Genomic DNA, 21,295 nt, shown 5'->3' with positions numbered 1-21,295 from the left:
GGCGCCGTTCGCGGCGCTGCGGGCTCAGCCGCGCGCGCGGAGCGCCTCGAGCAGCGCCGGGACTACCTCGTGGAGGTCGCCGAGGACCCCGAGGTCGGCGAGCTCGAACATCGGGGAGTCCTCGTCGTCGTTGACCACGACGATCGTGCCGGAGCGCTGCATCCCGGACGTGTGCTGGACGGCGCCCGAGATGCCGAGCCCGATGTAGAACCGCGGCGCGACGACCTCGCCGGTCTGCCCGATCTGCGCGGCGAACGGCACCCAGCCCTCGTCGACCGCGGAGCGGGTGGCGCCGACGGCGGCGCCGAGCGCGTCCGCGAGCTCCTCGACGATCGGCCACTGCTCGCCGGAGCCGACCCCGAGTCCACCGGCCACGACCACGTCGGCCTCGGTGATCGCAGGTCTTCCGCCGTCCGTGACGGCCACCTCGCGGCCGATCACCGCCGCCCCCAGGGAGGTCGGCGCGGGCAGCTCGACCCGGCGGCCGGCACCCGGTCCGGATGCGGGGGCGACGAGCGAGGGGTCGACGACGACGACCGCCGTACCGCCCGTCTGGACGCAGCTGACGACCCACTGGTTCCACGCCACCGACTTCTTCGTGCTGAGGGAGCCGTCGTCCTGGCGGGTCACGGTGTCGGCGCCCCACAGCGGGGCGACCCCGAGGCGGACGGCGAGCCGACCCGCCGCCTCGCGGGCGTCCGGCGTGGCGGGGGCGAGGACCACCGTCACGTCGTCGAGCAGCTCGACCGCACCGGCGAGGGCGTCGACGAGCGGAGAGACGAGGACGTCGGCGTCGGGGGAGGGAGCCAGGGCGACGACGTCGGCACCCGCGGCGGCCGCGGCCGCGGCGAGCGCGTCGTGCTCGGCGGCGGGCGCCGAGGCCACGGCGGCCACGTCCCCGGCGTCGAGCGTCCGGGCGAGCGCGAGGAGCGCGAGGGAGTCCGGCGTGGGCGCGGCGGCGGCGGTCTCGAGCAGGACGAGGGCGGTCACTTCGCGGCTCCGATCGTTCCGGTGGAGGTGAGGAGATCGATGATCCGGACGACCGCCTCGTCGGTGTCGGTGACGAGCTCGGCGCGGGTGCCTGCCGCCACCTGCTCGGCGTCGGTGACCCCCCATGCCCGCTGCGGACGCTCGACCTCGAGGTCGTCGAGGCCGAGGACCTCGACCGGCTTCGTGCGGGCGGAGCGCAGGCCCATGAAGTTGGGGATCCGCGGCTCGGCGGCCTGCTCCACCACCGAGGCGACCAGCGGCAGCGGGGCGCTGACCGTCCGGGAGACAGGGCCGGTCACGCGCCGGCCGGTGAGGACGCCGTCCGTCAGGGCGACGTCCTCGATGTGCGTGACGTGCGGGAGCCCGAGCAGCTCGGCGATCATCGCCGGGATCACGCCGCCCATGCCGTCGGTGGCGAGGTTGCCGGCCAGCACGAGGTCCGGCTCGAGGCGGGCGAGGGCGGCGGCGAGGACGCGCGCGGTCGTCAGGGAGTCGGACCCGGAGAGCCGGTCGTCGACCACGTGCACGGCGTCGTCCGCGCCGGCGGCCAGCGCCTTGCGCAGGGAGGGCTCCGCCAGAGCGGGCCCCATCGTCAGGGCCGTGACCGTGTCGCCGTCGACCCGCAGGTCCTCGGCGACCGCGATCGCCCGCGAGTCGGTCTCCGATAGCACGCCCGGCTCGCGCACGATCTGCCAGTACCTCCCGGCGAACACCACCGGCTCCTCGGGATCCGGGACGTGCTTGACGAGCACGACGATCTTCACTGCTGGCTCCTCACGATCGGGTGGGACCGGCGTCGTCGTCCGACGGGCGTGCGCGCGCGTCCCGGTGCATCCCGGACATCCTCCCTCACCCGCTCGGGGGCGCGACGGCGCGGACCCGCCGTGGCGGCCGGTTCGTGCCGCTTGGGCCGACGCCCAGCAGGCGCGGATCGGCGACGAACGGGACCTACGTCCCCGTGCGCCGCCTGGAGGACCCGGCGGGGCCCGACGACGGGGCCGCCCGGCCGACGGGCGCGCCCCGAGGCCCAGGTTCGACCGCCCGGTGGCCTGGACCACACCCACTCTCACCTGCGTGCACATGATGTGCACAGGTTCCCCGACGCGACGTCGCCCGGACACCTTCGGTCCACCGGACCGACAGGTTGGCGACACCGCCCCGGGGTGGGATGTCTCCGCCACTTCCCCCCGCTCCTCGGAGGACACCCATGTCAGTTGTGCCCGCACGACGGCGACCACGCGGCGTCACCACCGCGCTCGGTCTGCTCGTCACCTCGAGCTTCACGGCCGCGCTCGTCGCACCCGCCGCCGCCACCCCGCTCCCCGAGCCCGACGCGCCCACCGCCGAGGACACCGCGGAGACGGACTCCGCGGCCCCCGCCGACGCGGCGCCGGCCGAGACGCCGGCCGAGACGCCCACCGAGGGCGGCGAGGCTCCCTCCGAGGGGCCGGCCCCCGAGGAGACCGCGGTCGCGGACGACTACCTCGACGTGTCCAACGAGGGCACCGCGATCGTCAGCGAGCAGACCGCCACGCAGATCGCGCCGGGCGCGGTCCTCACCGAGTTCACCCGCCTCGAGTCGGCCGGGTGGCTGCAGGGCGCGATCCTCGACATCGACCTCACGAGCCCCGCGATCTCGCTGGACTACATGGACTCCGGTGAGGTCGCCGGCACCTCGACCATCTCCGAGATGATCGACGAGGCCGACGCCGTGGCCGGCATCAACGGATCCGGCTTCGACATCGGCAACTCCGGCTCGTCCAACGGCGTCGGCGTCGACCCCGAGACCGGGATCATCACCTCCCCGAACCCGAGCGACTCCTCCGCGCTCGTCATCGACTCCCAGGGTCTCGGCCTCATCACCGAGGTCTTCATGGAGGGCGTCGCCGTCGCGCCCGACGCCGGGTGGGAGCTCCCGCTCACCGGCGTCAACGCCTCGGAGTGGGACACCTCCGGCGTCGGCGTCTTCAACGACCGCTGGGGCACCTACGCCCGCGCGAACAACCTCGACGACCGCGCGAACGCCGTCGAGGTCTGGGTCGACCGCAACTCGGTGGTCACCCAGGCGGCGGCGCCCGTCGGCGAGGGCGAGATCCCCGCGGGGACCCGCATCGTCGTCGCGCCCGCCGGTGAGCTCGCCGACCAGCTGAGCTCGCTGGCCGTCGGCGACCGCCTCCAGACCAGCTACTCCGTGCGCTCCGACGCCGACGAGGTCGTCCTCGCCATCGGCGGGCACGGCGGCGGCAACGCGATCCTGCTCCGCGACGGCGTCCTGCACGACGCGTCCGACAACAGCCTCGCGCCCCGCACTGCCGTCGGCCTCGACGAGGCCGGCGAGCACCTCTACCTCGTCGTCATCGACGGGCGGCAGGCCAACTCGCGCGGCATGAGCCTCGACGAGACCGGCGAGTTCATGCAGCAGATCGGCTCGCACAACGCCCTCAACCTCGACGGCGGCGGCTCGACCCAGATGAACGCCACCCAGCCGGGCGAGGCCGACGACGACATCGTCAACAGCCCCTCCGACGGCACCGAGCGCAGCGACAGCAACGGGCTCGGCCTCATCGTCGGCCCGAGCTCCGGCGTCGTGCAGGACTACACCGTCCGCGGCGCGGACCGCGTGGCCAACACGAACCGGGTCTTTCCTGGCATGCACCGCCAGCTCGTCGCCCTCGGCTACGACGAGGCGATGCGCGCGGTCGACACCCCCGCCGAGACGTGGGCCTCCTCCGACGAGTCGGTCGCGACGGTCGACGCCGACGGCCTCGTCGCCGCGGGGGCGTCCGGTGCCACCACGGTCACCGCCACCACCCAGACAGAGGCCGGCGCCGCCGACGGCGAGCTCGACCTCGAGGTCCTCGGTGAGCTCGTCCGCGTGACCGCCGACCGGAGCGTCATGCAGCTCGGCGCCCCCGGCGAGCCGGTCACCGTCTCGCTCACCGGCTACGACCAGCAGGGCTACGAGGCGCCGGTCGACACCGCCGACATCCAGGCGTCCGTGGGCGAGGGGTTCACCGTCACGCCCGCGGGGTCGACGGCGTTCGTGGTCGACGCGACCGTCGAGTCCGGCGCCTCCGTCGTCGAGCTCGTCGTCGGCGAGCACACCATCCGCATCCCGGTCACCGTCGGCACCGAGCGTCTCGAGGTCACCGACCTCTCCGACGCCGCCGGCTGGACGTTCGGCCAGGCGCGCGCCTCCGGCACCATCGGCGTGACCGAGGGCCCCGAGGGACAGCCGGCGATCGAGGTCGGCTACGACTTCACCCAGTCGACCGGTACGCGCGGCGCCTACGCGATCGCCCCGGCCGCGATCGAGATGCCGGGTCAGCCGACCGCGGTCTCCCTCACCATCCGTGGTGACGGGACCGGCATCTGGCCCCGCCTCCAGGTCCGCGACGGCGACGGCGTGGTCCGTCAGCTCGACCCGATCAACATCGGCGCGGAGTACATCGACTGGACGGACGAGTGGCGTGAGGTCCAGTTCGGCGTGCCCGAGGGCGTGCCGTACCCGATCTCGCTCGAGCGCGTGCGCTTCATGGAGCAGAGCGCGGCCGACCAGTACACGGGATCGGTCGCCTTCACGGACATCGAGGTCATCGTCCCGCCGGACGCCGAGCAGATCAGCACCCCCGTGTGGGAGGACCACTCGCTCTCGCTCGCGAACGCGGCCGACGACGCGGGGCTGCGGGTGGCGGTGATGTCGGACGCGCAGTTCGTGGCGCGTGCGCCGGAGTCGCCGCAGGTCGAGAACGCTCGCCGTGGTCTGCAGGAGATCGTGGCCGAGGACCCGGACCTGCTGGTCATCAACGGTGACTTCACCGACGAGGCGGCGCCGGAGGACTTCGACCTCGCGCGCCGGATCCTCGACGAGGAGCTCGCCGAGACCGACCTGCCGTGGGTCTACGTCCCGGGCAACCACGAGATCATGGGTGGCCCGATCAGCAACTTCGTCGACGAGTTCGGCGAGACGTCGACGGTCCGCGACGTGGCCGGCACGCGCATCATCACCCTCAACTCCTCCACCGGTCGCCTCGGGGACGACTTCGGGCAGATGGTCATGCTGCGTCAGCAGCTGCTGCTGGCCCAGCTCGACCCGGAGATCACGGGCGTCATGGTGTTCTCGCACTACCCCCCGCGCGACTTCCTGCCGGGATCCCCGTCGGACATGGCGGACCGCCTCGAGGCCGCGACGCTCGAGTCCTGGTTGGGCGAGGTCGAGGACTCGGGCCGTTCGGTGATGTTCGTCGGCGCGGGCGTGGGGGCGTTCGACGTGTCGACCCGTGACGGTGTCGAGTACCTGACGAACGGCAACGTGGGCAAGTCTCCGAACTCGACCCCGGACCGCGGCGGCTTCTCGGGCTGGTCGATGATCGGACTGCAGCCGGAGCACGGCATGTGGAACGAGTCCGACGGCGAGTGGTCCGAGATCGAGATCCGCCCGCTGGTCGACACCCTCGAGGTCTCCGGTGGGGACGTCGTCGAGAGCGGGGCCGACCTCGACCTGGACGGCACGATCGTCCAGGACGAGCGCCGCGTGCCGGCGAGCTGGCCCGTCTCCGTCCTCTGGGCCGGCGACGGCGAGAACGTCGTCCCGGCCGGCGCCGAGGTCCCCGAGACCGCGGTGGCCACCGTGGAGCCGGCGACCGGTGTCGTCACGGCCGTCCCCGGCCGCGCCTTCGTCGACGGCGAGCTCGTCACGCTCGCCGACGGCGAGACCCCGGGCTACGCATCCGGCCACGAGGCCGTGACCGCGACGGTGTCCCTCACCGTCAACGACGCGACGACGGAGCACGCCGTCGAGGTCGAGGTCCCGTCCTTCTCCGCGGAGCCCGCTCTGGAGAACGGGTTCTTCCTGGATGATGACTGGGCGGGTCTGCATGAGCATGTGTTCCGGTTCGGCCGGTCGGGTGATGAGGTGTTCGTGGGTGACTGGGACGCCGACGGGGCCGACACGCTCGCGTTGCGTCGGGGGAACGTGTTCTACGTGTCCAACACGTTGGGTTCGGGTGTGGCGGACGAGGTCGTGGTCTACGGCCGGTCGGGTGACACGATCCTGGTTGGTGACTGGGACGGTGACGGTGCGGACACGTTCGCGGTGCGTCGCGGCGCGGCGTACCACCTGCGTAACGACATGACGTCCGGGCCGGCGCACGAGATCGTGACCTACGGGCGTGAGGGCGACGTGGTGCTGGTCGGTGACTGGGACGGCAACGGCACCGACACGCTCGCGGTGCGTCGTGGGAAGACGTACTTCGTGCGGAACACGATGACCGATGGTGATGCGGACACGGTGTTCAACTACGGCCGAACCGATGACACGGTCGTGGTCGGTGACTGGGACGGGGACGGGCTGGACACGTTCGCGGTGCGTCGTGGGAACGAGTTCCTGCTGCGTAACGACCTGGTGGACGGGTTCGCGGAGGTCGAGCACGTCTACGGCGAGGCCGATGATGTGGTGCTGATCGGTGACTGGGACGGGGACGGGGTCGATTCCCCGGGCCTGCACCGCTGACCGGTAGCTGACGCACCCCTGTGGCGGCGGGGCTCACCCGAGAGGGTGAGCCCCGCCGTCGTGCGTCCGGGGTCCTGTCGCCGAGATTGCGGTTGGGGCCCCAACCACAATCTCGACGACGACGAACCGCAATCTCGACGACGACGAACTGCACTCTCGACGTGTGGGTGGACGTCCTCCCGGTAGGAGTCGTTCGGCGCTCCGACCTGCATCGATACCGGTGGCGGCAGCCCTGAACGGACGTCTCGACGACACCTTCGATCCACCCCTGCGACAGGTGGTCGCCATCGACCCGGCGTCCAATAGGTGCACCCCCGTTCGATGTTCTGCCAAAGGACTGCCATGTCAGCTGTGCCCGCACGGCGGCGCCCACGCGTCGCCGCCACCCTCATCGGTCTGCTCGCCTCGGCGAGCGTGACCGCGACCCTCGTCGCTCCCGCGGGAGCGACGCCGGTCGCCGACCCCGACCGGCCCACCCTCGACGACACCGCGGAGCTCGACTCCGGTGCCGAGAGCGAGTCCTCGGCGCCCACCGCCGAGTCTCCCTCCGCCGGCCCGGGAGAGAGCCCGACCGACGGCGCCGAGCCCGACGCTGCCGAGATCGCCGACGACTACCTCGACGTGTCCAACGACGGCACGGCGATCGTCAGCGAGCAGACCGCCACGCAGATCGCGCCGGGTGCGGTCCTCACCGAGTTCACGCGGATGGAGTCGGCAGGCTGGCTGCAGGGTGCCGTCCTCGACATCGATCTGACCAACCCGGCGATCTCGCTGGACTACATGGACTCCGGTGAGGTCGCCGGCACCTCGACCATCTCGGACATGATCGACGAGGCCGACGCCGTCGCGGGCATCAACGGTTCGGGCTTCGACATCGGCAACTCGGGCTCGTCCAACGGCATCGGCGTCGACCCCGAGTCGGGCATCGTCACCTCGCCGAACCCTGGCGACAACGCGGCCCTCGTCATCGACTCGCAGGGCCTGGGCCTCATCACCGAGGTCTTCATGGAGGGCGTCGCTGCGGCGCCCGACGCCGGGTGGGAGCTCCCGCTCACCGGCGTCAACGCCTCGGAGTGGGACACCTCCGGCGTGGGCGTGTTCACCGACCGCTGGGGCACGTATGCCCGGGCGAACTCCCTTCCGGACCGCGCGAACGCCGTCGAGGTGTGGATCGGCCGAGACTCGCGGGTCACGCAGGTCGCGGGGCCGGTCGGCGAGGGCGAGATCCCCGCCGACGCCCGCATCGTCGTCGCGCCCGCCGGTGAGCTCGCCGACCAGCTGAGCACGCTGGCTGTCGGCGACCGCCTCCAGACGACCTACTCCGTGCGGTCCGACGCCGACGAGGTCGTCCTCGCGCTCGGCGGCCACGGTGGTCGCAACGCCATCCTCCTCCAGGGCGGCGTCCTCCACGACGCGTCCGACGAGAGCCTCGCACCCCGCACCGCGGTCGGCCTTGACGAGGCCGGCGAGCACCTCTACATGGTCGTCATCGACGGCCGGCAGGACATCTCCCGCGGCATGAGCCTCGACGAGACCGGTGAGTTCATGCAGCAGATCGGCTCCTACAACGCCCTCAACCTCGACGGCGGCGGCTCGACCCAGATGAATGCCACCGACCCGGGGGAGACGGACGACGAGATCGTCAACAGCCCCTCCGACGGCGAGGAGCGCGAGGACGCCAACGGCATCGGCGTCATCGTGGGCCCCAGCTCCGGCATCGTCCACAACTACTCCGTGCGCCCCGAGGTGCGGATCGCCAATGCGCACCGGGTCTTCCCCGGCCTGCACCGCCAGATGGTGGCGCTCGGCTACGACGAGGTCATGCGCGCGGTCGGCACCCCCGCCGAGTCGTGGGTCTCCTCGGACGAGGTGGTCGCCACGGTCGACACCGACGGCCTGCTCACCGCGGGTGCCACGGGCACCACGACGGTCTCGGCGTCGACGGAGAACGAGGTCGGCACCGCCACCGGTGAGGCCGACGTCGAGGTCCTGGGCGAGCTCGTCCGGCTCGAGGCCTCCCCGAACGTGCTCTCCCTGCCGGACCCCGGCGCGAGCACGCCGTTCACGCTCTACGGCTACGACGCCGAGGGCTTCATCGCGCCGATCGACGCCGCGGACGTGACGATCGAGGGCGCCGACGGCGTCGTCGAGCTCACCCCCGCCACGGCCAGCACGTTCGACATCAGCGCGCTCGTCGACTCCGGGTCCGCGACCCTCACGCTCAGCGTCGGCGACGTCGAGGCCGACCTGTCGGTGATGGTCGGGCTGGAGGAGCTCGAGATCACCAGCTTCGACGAGGAGGGCGGCTGGTGGCACTACGGTTCGCGCAACCCGAACTCGTCGTCGCGCATGGTCGAGGAGGGCCGGACCGAGGGCGACACCTCGGCCATCGAGGCCACCGCGGTGTTCAACGAGTCCACCGCGACCCGCACGATGAACTTCCGGTCCGAGATCAACGCGTTCCCGGCTCCCGAGGGGCAGCTGCAGACGCTGTCGGCCTGGTTCCGTGGCGACGGCCGGGGTACCCCCGAGATCTACTTCTCGGTGTTCGACGCCGAGGGAACCTTCCGCTTCATCTACGGCGGCACCGTGACCGGCACGGAGTGGCAGCAGCTGACGGTCCAGGTCCCGCAGGACTGGCCGCACCCCATCCAGTTCGGCCGTGTCGCGCTCTACGAGTCGTCGGCGAGCGAGCAGTACGAGACGACCGTCCTCATCGACGACGTCACCGCGACGATGGCGCCGATCGCCGAGGCACCCGAGGTGCCCGTGTGGGAGGACCCGTCCCTGTCGACGGCCAACGCGGCCGACGACGCCGGGCTGCGGGTGGCCGTGATGTCGGACGCGCAGTTCGTGGCGCGTGCGCCGGAGTCGCCGCAGGTGGCCAACGCTCGCCGTGGTCTGCAGGAGATCGTGGCGGAGGACCCGGACCTGCTGGTCATCAACGGTGACTTCACCGACGAGGCGGCGCCGGAGGACTTCGACCTCGCGCGGCGCATCCTCGACGAGGAGCTCGCCGAGACCGACCTGCCGTGGGTCTACGTCCCGGGCAACCACGAGATCATGGGTGGTCCGATCAGCAACTTCGAGGACGAGTTCGGCGAGACCCACACGGTCCGCGACGTCGCCGGCACCCGCATCATCACCCTCAACTCCGCCACCGGTCGTCTGGGTGACGACTTCGGGCAGATGGTCATGCTGCGTCAGCAGCTGCTGCTGGCCCAGCTCGACCCGGAGATCACGGGCGTCATGGTGTTCTCGCACTACCCGCCGCGCGACTTCCTCCCCGGCGCGCCCTCCGCGATGGCCGACCGCCTCGAGGCGGCCACGCTCGAGCAGTGGCTGGGCGAGGTCGAGGACTCGGGCCGTTCGGTGATGTTCGTCGGCGCCGGTGTCGGTGCGTTCGACGTGTCGACCCGCGACGGTGTCGAGTACCTGACCAACGGCAACGTGGGTAAGTCCCCGAACTCCACCCCGGACCGGGGCGGGTTCTCGGGCTGGTCGATGATCGGTATCGACCCCGCCAGCGGCATGCACGACACCGAGGGCGAGTGGTCCCAGATCGAGATCCGTCCCCTCGTGGACAGCCTGGAGATCGGGGGCGGCGACGTCGTCGAGCTCGGCGGTTCGCTCGACCTCGAGGGCACCGTGGTCCAGGACGAGCGTCGGGTCCCGACCGACTGGCCGGTCTCGGCCCTGTGGTCGGGCGACGGCGAGACGGTGGTCCCCGCGGGGACGACCGAGCTGCCGGCCACGGCCGTCGCGACGATCGAGCCCGCCACGGGCATCGTCGCCGCGGCACCTGGTCGCGCCCTGGTGGACGGCGAGCTCGTCGTCCTCACCGAGGGTGAGACGCCCGGCTATGACGACGGGTCCGCCGCGGTCCCGGTGACCGTCACGCTCGAGGTCAACGACTCGGTCGCCGAGCACGAGGTGGACGTCCACCTGCCCGTGTACTCGAGCACCCCCGCTCTGGAGAACGGGTTCTTCCTGGATGATGACTGGGCGGGTCTGCATGAGCATGTGTTCCGGTTCGGCCGGTCGGGTGATGAGGTGTTCGTGGGTGACTGGGACGCCGACGGGGCCGACACGCTCGCGTTGCGTCGGGGGAACGTGTTCTACGTGTCCAACACGTTGGGTTCGGGTGTGGCGGACGAGGTCGTGGTCTACGGCCGGTCGGGTGACACGATCCTGGTTGGTGACTGGGACGGTGACGGTGCGGACACGTTCGCGGTGCGTCGCGGCGCGGCGTACCACCTGCGTAACGACATGACGTCCGGGCCGGCGCACGAGATCGTGACCTACGGGCGTGAGGGCGACGTGGTGCTGGTCGGTGACTGGGACGGCAACGGCACCGACACGCTCGCGGTGCGTCGTGGGAAGACGTACTTCGTGCGGAACACGATGACCGATGGTGATGCGGACACGGTGTTCAACTACGGCCGAACCGATGACACGGTCGTGGTCGGTGACTGGGACGGGGACGGGCTGGACACGTTCGCGGTGCGTCGTGGGAACGAGTTCCTGCTGCGTAACGACCTGGTGGACGGGTTCGCGGAGGTCGAGCACGTCTACGGCGAGGCCGATGATGTGGTGCTGATCGGTGACTGGGACGGGGACGGGGTCGATTCCCCGGGCCTGCACCGCTGACCGGTAGCTGACGCACCCCTGTGGCGGCGGGGCTCACCCGAGAGGGTGAGCCCCGCCGTCGTGCGTCCGGGGTCCTGTCGCCGAGATTGCGGTTGCGGCCCCAACCACAATCTCGACGACGACGAACCGCAATCTCGACGACGGGCGTGGACGCGCAACCTCACGTCGGCGGATCGTGCCAGGCTCGTCCTCGGGCCGGAACCGGCCGCTGCCGAGCAGATCAAGGAGCAGGGATGTACTTCATCGTCGTCCGGTACGAGGTCAAGCCGGAGAGCGTCGACGCCTGGCCGGAGATCGTCCGCGAGTTCACCGAGCGGACGCGGCAGGAGCCGGGCAACCTCTTCTTCGAGTGGTCCCGCAGCCTCGAGCGGCCCAGCGAGTACGTGCTCGTCGAGGGCTTCACCGACGACGGCGCCGCGCCGCACGTGAGCAGCGACCACTTCGCCGCCGGGCTCGAGACCATGCGCCCGCACCTCGTGAGCACGCCGCGGATCATCTCGCGCCAGGTCGACGGCGAGGGCTGGGACGAGATGGGCGAGCTCCAGATCCCCTGACCGACGCTGCGGCGGGCGGCACGGGTCGGGGTGCGTGGGCCGGTAGCGTCTCGGTCATGCCCGACGCCCCCGCCCGCCGCCCGCTCCCGCCCAAGTGGTCCCAGCTCGTCATCTCGATCGCGGTCGGCGCGCTGCTCGGCCTGCTGTGGGGGCTGTGGCGGGGTGACCTCACACGGTGGCTGCTGCTCGGCGCGATCGTCGGTGCCGTCAGCGGTCTGTGGTCCGAGCTGCGCCTCGCGCGGGAGAAGCGGGACCGCGAGAAGTAGCCGACGCGACGGGCGCGATCCGCGACCAGGAGCCGGGGGCCCCGACCGGGAGCATCGCGACCCGACCGGCTAGCACGACCGGCCCCGTCGTCGAACCTCACGCCCGCGCGGAGACCGGGAACCTCTCCCCTGGGCACGGCCCGAAGCAGGTGCGGGCCCGCTCTACTCTTCTCGCATGATCATCTGGGGATCGCGCACCAAGCGCAAGCACGTCCTGACGACCAACCTCGTGTGCAGCCGCTGCCACAACCCGGCGGCCACCCACCTCTTCATGCTCATCGCGAAGTTCACGCTGTTCTTCATCCCACTCTTCCCGTACTCGAAGAAGCGGTTCATGGAGTGCACGTTCTGCGGCTCCCAGACCCAGCTGAGCAAGGAGCAGTTCGAGCAGATCGAGCAGGCGGCCGAGCAGGGCGGCGGTTCGATGCCCGGCTACCAGGGCGCGGCGCCGACCGCTCCCCAGGGGTACGGCCAGCAGGGCTACCAGCAGCAGAACCAGCAGCCGCAGCAGCCCCAGCAGCAGTACCCGGGCGCGAACTACGGCCAGCAGGGTCAGCAGCCCCAGCAGCAGTACCCCGGCGCGAACTACCACCCCCAGGGCTGAGCCTCCCGCCCGAGGTCACCGGCCCGGCCGGTCGGCCCTCACCCGGCGCGGCCCAGGTCGGTAGCCTCGGGCGGTGAGCACCGCCGCCGACATCCCGCAGCCGCCCGCCCCTCGCCACGTCGAGCACCACCGCGTCCATCACGGGCACGACGTCGTCGACCCGTTCGACTGGATGCGGGACAAGGAGTCCCCGGAGCTGCTCGCCCACCTCGAGGCCGAGAACGCCTACGCGGACGCCCGCACCGGCCACCTCGCGGACCTCGAGGCCCGCATCGTCTCCGAGATCAAGGACCGCACCCAGGAGACGGACACCGACGTCCCCGTCCTCGAGCGCGGCTGGTGGTACTACACCCGCACCCACGCCGGGAGGCAGTACCCCACGTGGCACCGGGTCGCCGACACCCGGTCCGGCCGGCCCGACCCGTCCGGCACCATGGCCGGCGAGCAGCTCGTCCTCGACGGCAACGCCGAGGCCGAGGGGCAGGCCTTCTTCAAGGTCTCCGAGATCGTCGTGGCCCCCGACGCCCGGCACGCCGCGATCGGCATCGACCTCGACGGCGGCGAGCTCTTCGACGTCCGGGTCGTCGACCTCACCACCGGCGAGACCGTCGACGACTCCGTCCGCGGCGTCGGCTACGGCCTGGCCTGGACCACCGACTCGACGCGCCTGATCTACGTCCGCACCGACGACGCCTGGCGCCCCCACGAGGTGTGGAGCCACGCGGTCGGCTCGGACCCGACCACCGACGAGCGACTCGTGCGCGAGGACGACGAGACCTACTGGACGTGGATCGAGACCTCCCGCGACGGCCGCTGGCTCGTGGTCCACCACGCCGCCACTACGTCCGGGGAGGCCCTGCTCGTCCCCCTCGACGCCGACGCGCTCGTCCCGCAGGTCGTCTCGCCCCGGCGTCCGGGCCTCGAGTACACGGTCGAGGTCGCCGGCGACCACCTCCTCGTCGTCCACAACCTCACGCAGAAGGACTTCACGCTCTCGGCCGCGCCGCTCGGCCCCTCCGCACCCGAGGACTGGAGCGACCTCCTGCGGTCCGCGGACGGGGAGCGGATCCTCGCCGCCCACGCGTTCGCCGGGCACGCCGTCGTCGAGCTGCGCGCCGGTGGCCTGCCCGCCCTTCGCGTCCTCCCCCGCACCGGCTCCGCCGGGAACGACACCCCGCCCGACGACGACGCCGCACCCACCGGTGGCGGACCCGCCGGCGGCGCGGGACCGGCCTACGGGCCGGCGCGCGACGTCGTCGTGGACGGGGAGCTCACCGCCGTCGCGCTGGGCGAGGTGCGCGAGTGGGAGAGCGACGAGATCCTCGTCGAGACGCAGTCGTTCCTCACGCCGCCCACGGTCTCCGCGCACTCCCTCGCCGACGGGTCGGCCGTGGTCGTCAAGCAGAAGGTCGTGCCGGGCTACGAGCCGGAGCGGTATGTCGAGCGGCGCGAGTGGGCCACGGCCGGCGACGGCACCCGCATCCCGCTCTCGATCGTCCACCGGGCCGACGTGACGGCCGACGGCACCGCCCCCGGCCTGCTCTACGGGTACGGCTCCTACGAGGTCTCGGTGGACCCGGCCTTCAGCGCCGAGCGGCTGCCGCTGCTCGACCGGGGCGTGGTGTTCGCCGTCGCGCACGTGCGGGGCGGCGGCGAGCTCGGCCGCTCCTGGTACGAGGACGGCAAGCTCGACCGCAAGCGCAACACCTTCACCGACTTCGTCGACGCCGCCCACCACGTCCTCGACACCGGGCTCGTCGCGCGCGGACGGCTCGCCGCCCAGGGCCGCTCGGCCGGCGGCCTGCTCATGGGCGCCGTGGCCAACCTCGCCCCGGAGACGTTCCGCGTCATCCACGCCGGGGTGCCCTTCGTCGACGCGCTGACGACGATCCTCGACCCGTCGCTGCCGCTGACCACGGGGGAGTGGGAGGAGTGGGGCGACCCGCTGCACGACCCGGCGTTCTACGACTACATGGCGACCTACGCCCCCTACGACAACCTGCGCGAGGCGCCCTACCCCGCGATCCTCGCCACCACCTCGCTCAACGACATCCGGGTGATGTACGTCGAGCCCGCCAAGTGGGTGGCCCGGCTGCGCGAGGTGACGACCTCCGACCCCGCCGACCGACCCGTGCTCCTGCGCTGCGAGATGGTCGCCGGGCACGGCGGGCGCTCCGGCCGCTACGACCGCTGGTCCGAGCGTGCGGCCGAGTGGGCCTTCGTCCTCGACCAGCTGGGCGTCGCCGATCGTCCCTGATCACCCGCGGCGACGGCGCGACATCCCGCCCGGTGGGGCGATCGTCGGCCACCCTGGGCGCATGAGGACGGGATCGGGCGCGCACCGGGTGCCGGAGCCTGCCCGCGGGACGCCGTCGGCCTGGTGGTACGTCCTGCGTCGGACGATCACCGAGTTCGTCGACGACCAGCTGATCGACCGCGCGGCGGCCCTCACGTTCTTCGCCGTGCTCTCGGTGTTCCCGGCGCTCGTCGCGCTCGTGTCCGTCCTCGGCCTCTTCGGGCAGGGGGCGACGACGACGAACGCGATCCTCACCATGCTCGAGGGACCGCTCCCGTCGGACCTCGTCGCCCAGCTGCGCGAGCCGGTCGCCTCCGTCACCGAGAACCGGGGAGCCGGACTCGGACTCGTGCTCGGGCTCCTCGTCTCGATGTGGACGGCGTCGAACTACGTGTACGCCTTCAGCCGGGCGATGAACATCGTCTACGACACGGAGGAGGGGCGGCCGCTGTGGAAGCACCGTCCCGCGATGTACCTGCTGACGGTGGTGCTCATCCTGCTCGTCGGCGTCGCGGCCGTGCTGCTCGTCGTCACCCGGCCGGTCGCGCAGTGGCTGGGTGACCTCGTGGGCCTCGGCGACACGTCCGTCCTCGTGTGGAGCATCGTGCGCTGGCCGGTCCTCGTTCTCGTGGTGATCGTCGTCATCGCGCTGCTGTACTACGCCACGCCCAACGCCCGCCTCACCCGGATGCGGTGGATCAGCCCGGGCGCCGCTCTCGCGATCCTCGTCGCCGCGCTGGCCACGTTCGGGTTCGCGGTCTACGTCTCGAGCTTCGGTCGGTTCAACGCCACGTACGGGGCGCTGGCCGGCGCCGTCGTATTCCTTCTGTGGCTGTGGGTGATGAACCTCGTGCTCCTGCTCGGCGCCGAGCTCGACTCCGAGCTCGCCCGGATGCGGCAGCTGCGCGCCGGGGTGAGCGCAGAGGTCGACCTCCAGCTCCCCGTGCGGGAGGAGACGAGGACGCGGAAGGTGCGGGCGCGGCAGGCGCGTCAGGTGGACGAGGCGCGGGCGATCCGGGTCGCGCACGCCGCGCGGACGGAGCCGGAGGGCGAACGGTAGCGGTGCGGCCGACCCGACGTGCGGTCCCGCGCGCCGGGTTCAGGAGTCCTGGGCGTCCGGCTCGTCGTCGGAGGTCTCGCCGTCCGACGTGGAGGAGCTGCCCTGGTGCACCGCGGTGGCGGCCATGGCGGCCTCGTTGCGCGGGCTGAGCGCGAGGACGGTGCGTGCGACGACGACCGCGAGCGCGAGGACGCCCACGACGACGAGGATCCAGGTCCAGTCCGGCATGTCTCTCCTTGTTCGCGGCGCCCTCATCGTACGGCCGACCGCCCGGGGCGCGCGGTGTGCCCGAGGGCGTCAGGCCGCGAGCATCCCCAGCACGACCCGGGCGCTGAGCCCGGCCACGTGGTCGACCTCGAGGTGGAAGTCCTGGTCCGCCGACGGGCCGCACAGGTCGGAGATGCCGCGGACCGAGATGACGGGGACGTCGGAGTCGGTGGCGACCTGGGCGATCGCCGTCGACTCCATGTCGGTGCTCAGGGCGTCCGGGAACGCGGCCCGGTAGGCGTCCACGTTGACGGCGGTGACGAACGCGTCCCCGCTGAGCACGAGTCCCGGCCGGACGGGCACGCCGACGTCCTGACCGGCGGCGACACCCGCTTCGACGAGCTCGGGGACCACGGGGAAGACCGGCGGCTGGCCCGGGACCTGCCCGCGCGCGTAGCCGAACGCGGTGGCGTCGGCCTGGCCGTAGACCAGCCCGGTGGCCACGACGACGTCCCCGACCTCGACGTCCGTGTGCAGCCCGCCGGCCGAGCCGGCGGACACGACGACGCGCGGCGCGTAGGAGAGCAGTGCCCAGGTGGCGGCGGCGGCGGCGTTGACGAGGCCGACCCGCGTGCGCACGAGCACGAGGTCGAGGCCGCGGACGGTCGCGCGCAGGGCGCGGGCGTCACCGGGTGCGTCGAGCTCGACGGGGTCGGTGGCGTCCTCGAGGAACGGGGAGAGCTCCTCGCCCATCGCGCAGAGCACGACGGCGTCGACGGTCTCGAGGGAGTTCTTGGCGGCGCGGGCCTCGCGGGCGGCGGCGCGGCTCTCGAGGAGGCGGTCGATGGGTGACATCACGGGCGCCCCTCGTCGTCGTGCGTGGTGGCGTGCGTGGTGGGGTCGTCCGTCCCGGGCTCCGCCATGACCTGGCCCCACTGCTCGCGCGCGGCGAGCATCGCGGCGGCGGCCTCGCGGGCGCCCTCGAGGCTGTGGCTCGCGCCCCAGCCGCACTGCACCTCGTTCGCCGCGGGGACCTCGGTCTGCTCGGTGACGGCGCGCAGGGTGTCGGCGAGCACGGCCATCGTGCCGGGCAGGTCCGGGGCGGCGGCGCGCAGGAGGTAGAAGCCGGTCTGGCAGCCCATCGGGGAGAAGTCGACGACGTCGTCGGCGTGGTCGCGGACCGCCTCGGCCACGGAGTGCTCGAGGGAGTGCACGACCGGCATCTCCAGGTGGGCGACGTTCGGCTGGGTGAACCGGATGTCGTACTTCGTCAGGACGGCGCCGCCGGGCAGCTCCTTGACGTCGGCGACACGGACGTACGGCGCTGACACGGCGCGGTGGTCGAGGTTGAAGCTCTCGACGTTCATCTGTGGCACTGCGCGTTCCTCTCGTCCAGGGGGGACACGGTCATCATCCCAGGCCCGTGCCCGTGAGGACCGGCCTCCCGGCGTCGGGCATCCCACACGGGACGGCGTCGGGCATGGGGCGGAGATCTCGCACGGGACGGTGAAACCGCGCGGGGCGGCCGTCGTGCGCGGGGTGGGGCGTCGTGCGGGGAGAGCGGGTCGAGGCCCCCGCTCCGGGTAGCCGTCCCGGCGCGGGAGCCTCGTGGTCGTCGAGGACGACCCGCGCGGCGTGCCGTCCCCCAGGACTCCGCGCCGCGCGTGACCGGTGCCGCCGGCGGAGAGCCGGCGGCGGGTGCGTCGCACCCGGCCCGCGATACCGGGCCGGATGGACGGGTGCGCCGGGGCCCGACCCGCGGGGTGCGTTCCGCGGGTCGGGCCCCGGGCGGGGCGCCGACGGTTCGTCCCGGTCAGGCGCCCGGGTGGCGGTGCGCAACCCCCCGGCGACGCACCGCCTGGATCAGGCCGCCTCGCGGCGGACCGTGCGGTACCAGCCGCCGACCATGGGGGCGACTACCCAGATGGCGGCCGACGTGGCGATCTGCGCCCATCCGGTCGCGTCCATCCCGTCGTCCATGAACATCTGGGTCCAGGCGAGGCTCGGGTCGACCCACTGGAGCACGTCCTGCAGGTCGGGGAAGAGCCCCGAGACGGCGCTGAGCACCATCGGCAGGAGGAAGAACAGGACGATCGCGATCGCCGGTGCGTGCAGGAGCAGTCCGAACGCCACACCCATGAGCGTGTAGAGGACGACGTTGAGCAGGAGGCCGCCGATGATCTCCGAGTCGAGGGCCCAGTCGGCCGTCACGGCGGAGTCGGTCGCGGCCGAGAGGGCGTGACCGCCGGCGGCGAACGCGACCGAGATGACGGTGATGACGAGCGCGAGCACGAGGGCGGCCGCGATCTTGGCGACGATCACCCGGGAACGCCGCGGCTCGAGGGCGAAGGTCTGCAGGGTCGTGCGCTGCGACCACTCCTGACTGGCGGCGAGCACGCCGACGATCGGGAGCAGCACGAGCTGGACCTGGAGCAGGATCGAGAGGTAGCCCTCGAACGGGAGGCCGTCGGTGGCGCCGGCCAGCGCGACGATGAGCATCGCGGCGAGGTCGATGACGAGGATCGCGGCGAGCAGGCCGAACCCGGAGCGGGTGTCGACCATCTTGCGCAGCTCGACCTGGACGAGCCGGCCGAGCGAGATGCCGGGGGCGTCGGGGACGGCGGTGGTCGCGGTGGTGGGGGCCGCGGCAGGTGCGGCGGACGCAGTCTGGACGTTGGTGGTCATGCGGCACGCTCCGAACGGTCGTCGTGGGCGGTGGTGGTGAAGAAGAGCTCTTCGATGTCGGTGGTGGCGAGCAGCTCGTCCTTGGCGCCGGCGGCGAGGAGGCGGCCGTTGCCGATGACGAGGAGGTCGTCGGCGGCCTGGGCCACCTCGCTGAGCAGGTGCGAGGACAGCAGGACGGTGCCGCCGCGCTCGGCGTGGCCGCGCAGGAGCTGGCGCATCCAGCGGATGCCCTGCGGGTCGAGGCCGTTGACGGGCTCGTCGAGGATGAGGACCTCCGGGTCGCCGAGGAGGGCGAACCCGATGCCGAGCCGCTGACGCATCCCGAGCGAGTAGCCCTTGACGCGGCGCTTCGCCTCCTTGGCCGTGAGGCCGACGGTGTCCAGCACCTCCTCGACGCGCGAGGTCGGCAGGCCCATCGTCAGGGCGCCGAGGGTGAGCACCTCACGGCCGGTGCGCCCGTTGTGCTGGGCGGAGGCGTCGAGGAGGACGCCGACGTGCCGGCCGGGGTTCGTCAGGTCGGTGTAGCGACGCCCGAGGACGGTGGCGGTGCCGCTGGTGGGCGTCGCGAGCCCGACGATCATCCGCATGGTGGTGGACTTGCCCGACCCGTTGGGACCGAGGAAGCCGGTGACGCGCCCGGGGCGCGCGATGAAGGACAGGTTGTCGACGGCGGTGGCGGGGCCGTATCGCTTGGTCAGTGCCTCGGTGGTGATCATGGATCCAGGATGGCCGGGCGGGAGGGGTGTGCGGATCGACCGAACGGGTCGCTTCCCGGAGCCTCGAGGCTGGTCCCGTGGGCCGGAGGGCGTACGACGGAGGAGGGAGGGGGTCCACCGCTGGGTGGACCGCGCTCGCCCGAGGGCGGAGGGGGTCGATCCGCGTGCCGGACGTCTCGCGCGGCCGCGGAACCTACTGTGGCGGCATGACTGCGTCCCGGCCCGAGCGCGACGGCGTGGGCGCGGGCACGCCCGTGGACGTCGACGCGCCTGCCGACGCCGACGTGCCGGCGGCCGACGTGCGTGCCGCCGACGCGCCCATGGACGTCCCCGCGGACGAGGCGACCGAGGACCTCACCGTCCGCGCACGGTGGTGGCGGCGCGCCCTGCCCTACGTGTTCGCCGGCGGCTGGGTCCTGGTCGGGATCGCCATGCTCCTGCTCATCGGCATCATCCTGCCGGCGGGCAACGACGTCGCGATCGTGACGCTGGCCCTCGACGCCGTCCTGGGCATCGTGTGCTTCGGCCTGCTCTTCGTGCGCAAGCGCTGGCCGCGCACGGTCACCATGACGATCACGATCGTCGCGTCGACGCTGTCCTTCATCGGCGTGGGGGCGCTCATCGTCGCGCTCAGCAGCTACGCGGCGCGTCCGGTCCGCGACGGGAGGCGGCTGCAGCGATACGCGTTCTTCGGCGTCGTGACCCTCGTCGTCATCGTCGGCGGGATGGTCTACGACTGGGTGACCCGCAGGTTCGTGGCCATGCCGCCCGAGGCCGACGTCATGGTGTCCGGCAACCAGGCGGACGCGCCGCTGCTCGCGTCGACCACCGGCATCGTCACCTCCGTCGTCGTCTCGTTCCTGCTCGTGGGCCTCTGCTTCGCGGTCGGCTCCTACGTGGGCGCCCGCCGGGCGCTGCTGGCCGAGCTCCAGCAACGGGCCCGGCGCGCTGAGGCCGTGGTCGAGGCGTCGACCGAGCGGGCGCGGACGGCCGAGCGCAACCGCATCGCGCGCGAGATGCATGACGTGCTCGCCCACCGGATCTCGCTCGTCGCCCTCCACTCGGGGGCGCTGAGCCACCGCGACGACCTGCCCCCGGACGCGGTCCGCGAGGCCGCCGGCGTCATCAGCTCGAACGCCCAGCTCGCCCTCACCGAGTTGCGCCAGGTCCTCGGCGTGCTGCGGGCCGACAACGGCGGCGACGGCGGCAAGGGGCACCGGGAACCGCCGCAGCCGACCATGGCGGCGATCGACGGTCTGATCACCGACGCCCGCACGGTCGGGTCCCGGGTGCGGCTGTCCGTCATCGGCATCGGCTCCCTGCGGATGCCGGCGGCCCAGGCGCTGACGGCGGGCACCGGCGTGGACGACGTCCTCGCCACTCTCTCGCCGACCGTGTCCCGGACGGCCTACCGGGTCCTGCAGGAGGCGCTGACGAACGCCCGCAAGCACGCCCCCGACGCCGTCGTCGACGTCGAGCTCTCGGGTCGCCTCGGCAAGGTGCTCACCCTGTCGGTCACCAACCCCATGCCGTTCCCGCGCCCGACGGGCGAGGGCGGCGACGGGGTGTCGCTCGGGGGGATCGTGGGATCGGGGAGCGGCCTGACCGGGCTCGCCGAGCGCACCGACCTCGCGGGCGGCACCCTCGACCACGGGGTCGAGCCGGACGGTACGGGGCGCACGGTCTTCGCCGTGCGCGCGTGGCTGCCCTGGGACGAGAGCGTCGGCGGCTGGCGCGGCCGCGGGGGAGGATAGG

Annotated in this window: 13 protein-coding genes and 2 pseudogenes; 8 read left to right on the top strand and 7 right to left on the bottom strand. The window is 72.5% G+C overall.

All coding sequences use genetic code 11. The features are described 5' to 3' along the window. Nucleotides 1–24: 24 nt before the first annotated feature. On the bottom strand, nt 25–990 hold the full coding sequence (locus AC24FB_RS07335; RefSeq protein ID WP_425715865.1) for an electron transfer flavoprotein subunit alpha/FixB family protein: 966 nt from the start codon (nt 988–990) through the stop codon (nt 25–27). After that, entirely contained in the window at nt 987–1,754 is a 768-nt protein-coding gene (locus AC24FB_RS07330) for an electron transfer flavoprotein subunit beta/FixA family protein (protein WP_425715866.1), read from the bottom strand. Before AC24FB_RS07330 ends, AC24FB_RS07335 begins: the two co-directional genes overlap by 4 nt. 443 nt (nt 1,755–2,197) lie before the next feature. Between AC24FB_RS07330 and AC24FB_RS07325 the strand changes: the two genes are divergently transcribed. From AC24FB_RS07325 to AC24FB_RS07295, 7 genes are all read left to right on the top strand, one after another. Beyond that, nucleotides 2,198–6,502, top strand: a complete 4,305-nt coding sequence (locus tag AC24FB_RS07325; protein WP_487561329.1) for a phosphodiester glycosidase family protein — start codon at nt 2,198–2,200, stop codon at nt 6,500–6,502. Nucleotides 6,503–6,844: 342 nt separating this feature from the next. Next, nucleotides 6,845–11,152 carry a phosphodiester glycosidase family protein gene (locus AC24FB_RS07320; RefSeq protein ID WP_487561328.1) on the top strand — a complete coding sequence of 1,436 codons (4,308 nt, stop codon included), beginning with the start codon at nt 6,845–6,847 and terminating at the stop codon, nt 11,150–11,152. A 233-nt stretch (nt 11,153–11,385) separates the two neighbouring features. Continuing rightward, nucleotides 11,386–11,706, top strand: a complete 321-nt coding sequence (locus AC24FB_RS07315) for a putative quinol monooxygenase (RefSeq protein WP_425715886.1) — start codon at nt 11,386–11,388, stop codon at nt 11,704–11,706. A 56-nt stretch (nt 11,707–11,762) separates the two neighbouring features. Further along, nucleotides 11,763–11,972 (top strand): hypothetical protein, encoded by a 210-nt coding sequence (locus tag AC24FB_RS07310; protein WP_425715887.1) that lies wholly within the window; start codon nt 11,763–11,765, stop codon nt 11,970–11,972. A 175-nt stretch (nt 11,973–12,147) separates the two neighbouring features. After that, nucleotides 12,148–12,576 (top strand): zinc-ribbon domain-containing protein, encoded by a 429-nt coding sequence (locus tag AC24FB_RS07305; RefSeq protein WP_425715888.1) that lies wholly within the window; start codon nt 12,148–12,150, stop codon nt 12,574–12,576. A gap of 73 nt (nt 12,577–12,649) precedes the next feature. Next, nucleotides 12,650–14,833 (top strand): S9 family peptidase, encoded by a 2,184-nt coding sequence (locus AC24FB_RS07300; protein WP_425715889.1) that lies wholly within the window; start codon nt 12,650–12,652, stop codon nt 14,831–14,833. 61 nt (nt 14,834–14,894) lie between these two features. Then, nucleotides 14,895–15,932, top strand: a complete 1,038-nt coding sequence (locus AC24FB_RS07295; RefSeq protein ID WP_425715890.1) for a YihY/virulence factor BrkB family protein — start codon at nt 14,895–14,897, stop codon at nt 15,930–15,932. Between the two features lie 39 nt (nt 15,933–15,971). On the opposite strand, the gene AC24FB_RS07290 is transcribed toward AC24FB_RS07295, so the two are convergent. The 5 genes and pseudogenes from AC24FB_RS07290 to AC24FB_RS07270 all read right to left on the bottom strand — a co-directional run. Continuing rightward, nucleotides 15,972–16,160, bottom strand: coding sequence for a hypothetical protein (locus tag AC24FB_RS07290; protein WP_425715891.1), 189 nt, complete (start codon nt 16,158–16,160; stop codon nt 15,972–15,974). 69 nt (nt 16,161–16,229) lie between these two features. Next, nucleotides 16,230–16,994 (bottom strand): 5'-methylthioadenosine/S-adenosylhomocysteine nucleosidase, encoded by a 765-nt coding sequence (gene mtnN, locus AC24FB_RS07285; RefSeq protein WP_425715901.1) that lies wholly within the window; start codon nt 16,992–16,994, stop codon nt 16,230–16,232. Nucleotides 16,995–17,056: 62 nt separating this feature from the next. After that, a pseudogene (locus AC24FB_RS07280) lies at nt 17,057–17,506 on the bottom strand (S-ribosylhomocysteine lyase); the annotation flags it as partial. Nucleotides 17,507–18,002: 496 nt separating this feature from the next. Then, the gene (locus AC24FB_RS07275; protein WP_425715893.1) at nt 18,003–18,824 is read right to left on the bottom strand and encodes an ABC transporter permease; all 822 of its coding nucleotides are present in this window, start codon (nt 18,822–18,824) and stop codon (nt 18,003–18,005) included. Between the two features lie 59 nt (nt 18,825–18,883). After that, a pseudogene (locus AC24FB_RS07270) lies at nt 18,884–19,540 on the bottom strand (ATP-binding cassette domain-containing protein); the annotation flags it as partial. A 206-nt stretch (nt 19,541–19,746) separates the two neighbouring features. On the opposite strand from AC24FB_RS07270, the gene AC24FB_RS07265 reads away from it, so the two are divergent. Continuing rightward, nucleotides 19,747–21,294: a sensor histidine kinase gene (locus AC24FB_RS07265; protein ID WP_425715895.1), complete on the top strand. Its 1,548-nt coding sequence runs from the start codon at nt 19,747–19,749 to the stop codon at nt 21,292–21,294. Nucleotide 21,295 lies beyond the last annotated feature (1 nt).

The organism is Georgenia sp. Z1344 (genome assembly GCF_057652375.1).
This window is presented reverse-complemented; position numbering and strand designations above follow the sequence as displayed.